Origin of the sequence: Pseudomonas edaphica (assembly GCF_005863185.1) — a bacterium.
GTDB lineage: Bacteria > Pseudomonadota > Gammaproteobacteria > Pseudomonadales > Pseudomonadaceae > Aquipseudomonas > Aquipseudomonas edaphica.
The window spans coordinates 1-3,852 of the sequence record NZ_VBVZ01000579.1; the positions used below are offsets into that span (position 1 = coordinate 1).

General features: G+C 52.6%; 3 protein-coding genes. All 3 read left to right on the forward strand.

The window, feature by feature from the left end:
* Positions 1 to 2,733 (forward strand): RHS repeat-associated core domain-containing protein (locus FEM54_RS26870; RefSeq protein WP_138453685.1); only part of this gene is annotated, 2,733 nt, incomplete at its 5' end.
* On the forward strand, positions 2,733 to 3,365 hold the full coding sequence (locus tag FEM54_RS34770; RefSeq protein WP_138453686.1) for a hypothetical protein: 633 nt from the start codon (positions 2,733 to 2,735) through the stop codon (positions 3,363 to 3,365). The genes FEM54_RS26870 and FEM54_RS34770, both read left to right, overlap by 1 nt.
* A 138-nt stretch (positions 3,366 to 3,503) precedes the next feature.
* Positions 3,504 to 3,852, forward strand: a 349-nt coding sequence (locus FEM54_RS26880; protein ID WP_138453687.1) for a hypothetical protein, incomplete at its 3' end; no start/stop codon positions are given.

A 3,852-nucleotide genomic window follows, 5' to 3' on the forward strand; every position in this document is an offset into this window, starting at 1 on the left:
GATGGGGCTGGTAAGGCTTCGCGGTGTGTTCGGCACTGGGCCAGCTTTTCGCAGATGGATACGCGGTATGCCTGGGGGGATGACGGCCGTGTCACGGTGCATAACGCTGATGGCAGCCGGGAAGTGTATGTCCACAATGACCGTGCGCGGCTGGTGCAGCGCATTGATCCGGACGGCGCTGAACACTTCAAGTCTTATGACGATAAGGGCCGGCTGACAGTCGAGCAGGACCCGCTTGGGGCGGTGACGGCGTACCAGTACGACGAAGCCGGACGCTTGGTGGCGCTGTTTCCGGGGGACGATGAGCCGACGTCCTACGAGCATGACAACGGGTTCGTACGGGTCGTAAGGCGTGGTCTCGCCGTCTGGAAATATGAGCGCAATGATCAGGGCGACGTCATTCGCAAGACCGATCCTGACGGCAATATCACGGACTATAGCTACAACAAATATGGGCAACTGACGGGGGTTTGGTTTCCCGATAACAGTTGCCATCGGCTGGTCTGGAATGAGCGTGGGCAGTTGCTTGAGGAGTTGCTGCCCAATGGGGGTAGCAAGCGTTATCGCTATGACGATCTTGGTCGTCAGATCACGCGGGAAGATGAGCACGGCAAGCTCACACAGTACCAACGGGACGCTGCCGGGCGCCTGCGAAAACTGACCCTTCCAGGCGGCGCGACGCGCGAATACAGCTACAACGCCTACGGAAAAATCACCGCCGAACACGACGAACTTGCCCACGTCACCCGCTACGAATACGCCGACGGCCTGCACCTGATCAGCCGCCGTATCAACGCCGATGGCACCCACGTCAAGTACCGCTACGACAATGCGCGCCTGCTGCTGACCTCGATCGAAAACGAGGTGGGCGAAACCTACCGACTCGCTTACCACCCCAACGGCCTGATCCAGCAGGAAATCGGCTTTGACGGCCAGCGCACGGCTTACGTGTATGACCTCAACGGCAACCTGGCGGAAAAAACCGAACACGGCGACGACGGCAGTCAGCTCGTTACCCGTTACAAGCGAGACCACGCCGGCCGCCTCGTAAGAAAAACCCTGCCAGACGGCAATGTTGTCGACTATGCCTACGACCGCCAAGGCAACCTCCTAAGCGTCGACGACGGCCACTGGACGCTGGCCTACGAGTACGATCCACAAAACCGCCTCACCGCCGAACACCAAGGCTGGGGCACCTTGCGCTACGGCTATGATGCCTGCGGCCAACTGCACAAACTGCGCCTGCCAGACAATAACCGCCTCACCTTCAACCACGACAAAGGCGGCCACCTTTCAACTGTCGAACTGAACGGCACAACCCTCACCTCCCACCTGTTCAAAACCGGCCGCGAACACCAACGCCAACAAGGCCAACTCCTCAGCCACTACCACTACGACGACCAAAACCGCCTGCACGCCCACGCCGTCAGCCAACAGCAACACACCCTTTACCAACGCCAATACGACTACGACAAAACCGGCAACCTCACCCGCCTGCTAGATACCCGCAAAGGCGAACACCACTACCACTACGACCCCCTCGCCCGCCTGACCCGCGCCGACCACTCGCAAGACGTACAGGAACGCTTCGGCCACGACCCGGCCGGCAACCTGCTCATGCAAGACCGCCCCGGCCCGGACATCGTGGCGGGGAACCGGTTGATGATCCAAGGCGATCATCATTACGACTACGACGCCTTCGGCAATTTAATCCGCCAGCGGCGTGGCAAGGGCCATCAGCTCGTTACTGAATACCGCTACGACTGCCAGCATCGGCTGATTGGTATTACCCAGCCCAACGGGCAAACCGCCAGCTATCGCTATGACCCGTTTGGGCGGCGGATCAGCAAAACCGTCAACGACATCACCACGGAGTTTTTCTGGCAAGGCGACAAGTTGGTGGCCGAACACCACGCGGATCGGCATCGCAGCTACCTCTACGAGCCAGACAGTTTTCGGCCGTTGGTACTGCTGGAAGGCTTTGGCCCACAAGAAACAAAGCCCTTCCACTACCAACTCGACCACCTCGGCACGCCACAGGAACTGACAAACCCCGAAGGCGAAATCGTCTGGTCCGCGCACTACCGCGCCTACGGTGAAATCGCCCGCCTAGACGTAAGAAAAATCGATAACCCGTTGCGTTTTCAGGGCCAATATTTTGATGCGGAAAGCGGGCTGCACTACAACCGCCATCGCTACTACAATCCAGATATTGGTCGTTACCTGACGCCGGATCCGGTGAAGCTGGCGGGTGGGATTAACTCATACCAATACGTGCCGAATCCTACTGGGTGGGTGGATCCCTTAGGACTGAGTACGTGCCCCGGTAGCGGTGGGTGTAAATCAACCCACAACGCCGATAGTCCTACAACGCATACAAAAGTTGAAGATGGCGGACCATCAATCCCCACGCCTTCGTCAATACAAGATAAAACCGTAAGGGTAAGACATTACACAAGCAGGACGGGATCGAAAGGAATTGAGAAAGATGGTGTGATTGTGGCTCAAGATAACAACCGGGTGTATCTCGAGCCTGCAAAAAACAAAGCACTAAGCCCTATAGCCGCACAAGACAAGTATCAAATCAACAAAAGTAAAGGCAGGGACTACATAGAAATGGACGTACCCGAATCGACTTTAGAATGGATTAAAAACCCCAGATATAACACTATGGAACTAACCATAAAGGGCAGTGTAACCTTAAGCAATCCAACATTCGTGAGAAGAAAGTAATGTTAGAGCAAAACAGAAAAATAACTATCACTGGAGAGGACGCGCTTGACGCCCTCAAAGAAATCGAATTCATACTGATCTCCCTGCATAGAATGGGTAGCTTTTATGCCGAAAACCCTGCAGCCCTAGAGGACTACCGAAGAGAAACTACGGAATTCATTGACAACTTCAATATCACCCAACGCCTCGCAAAAGTTCGTACAAAAATTGCTCAGCACTTTGACGACACGCTCGGCGACGACGACATGGACGATGTGGAAAGATATCTTTCCGATTTAAAATTTTGGCAGCCCACACGGTCTCAAAAGTCCGATTGCGATCCGGAAAAAATCTCGATTACGGGAGGGACGATTGAGCAAGTTACTTGCAAGCGTGGTGAGTTACTCATGGTATTCACCGACCGGCAAGACCGCTCTCTTCTTATCACCTTCCATAATCCAACCACCTTTCAAGGCGTAAGCGCAGTCGGCGCTGAGGTAAGCGGGATACATGAAGAGAAAAAATCAATTTCAGCACAAAAAACAGCGCAACATGGGGACGAAATCAAAAAAAACTATAGTTTTAAATCAAGCAATAGTCATCAAATTATCTTTTCCGTAACTGCAAAAAACTACAGCATTGAGCAGATATGACATCTCCAACTACAAAAAATAGGGATCACAAAAAACGTGACTCCGAAGCACAAACGATGAAAACCCAAACCCAGGAAAATTTGATCACCGAATATTTAACACAGGTAAAACAAGCCACAGTAAAAGGTTTGCAAAAAAATGAGCTATTTTGACGAAGAACTAATTACAGACCTAAAAAAGCTCAATATCGATTTCAGTGTCATCTCTCAGGCAGAACAAGACTCGATGGTCAGTAGAATTAATGAGCGCATTCCTTTTAGTGGAAATCAAATCGATTGGAGTCGTTTGGGGAGCAGCGTTAACTTCGGGTCCGCATCTTCAACCTTGGCGATTTCGCTCATTGCGGCGGAAATCTGCAAAATTTCTGACAATGACTTGGTTATCATCAGTGATTCCGCCTGTGACAACGCCTATTCAATAAGTCCAGAGCACTTAAATCAAGCACTAAAAGTTCTCTCCGATTTCCCACAACACACCTATATTGTAT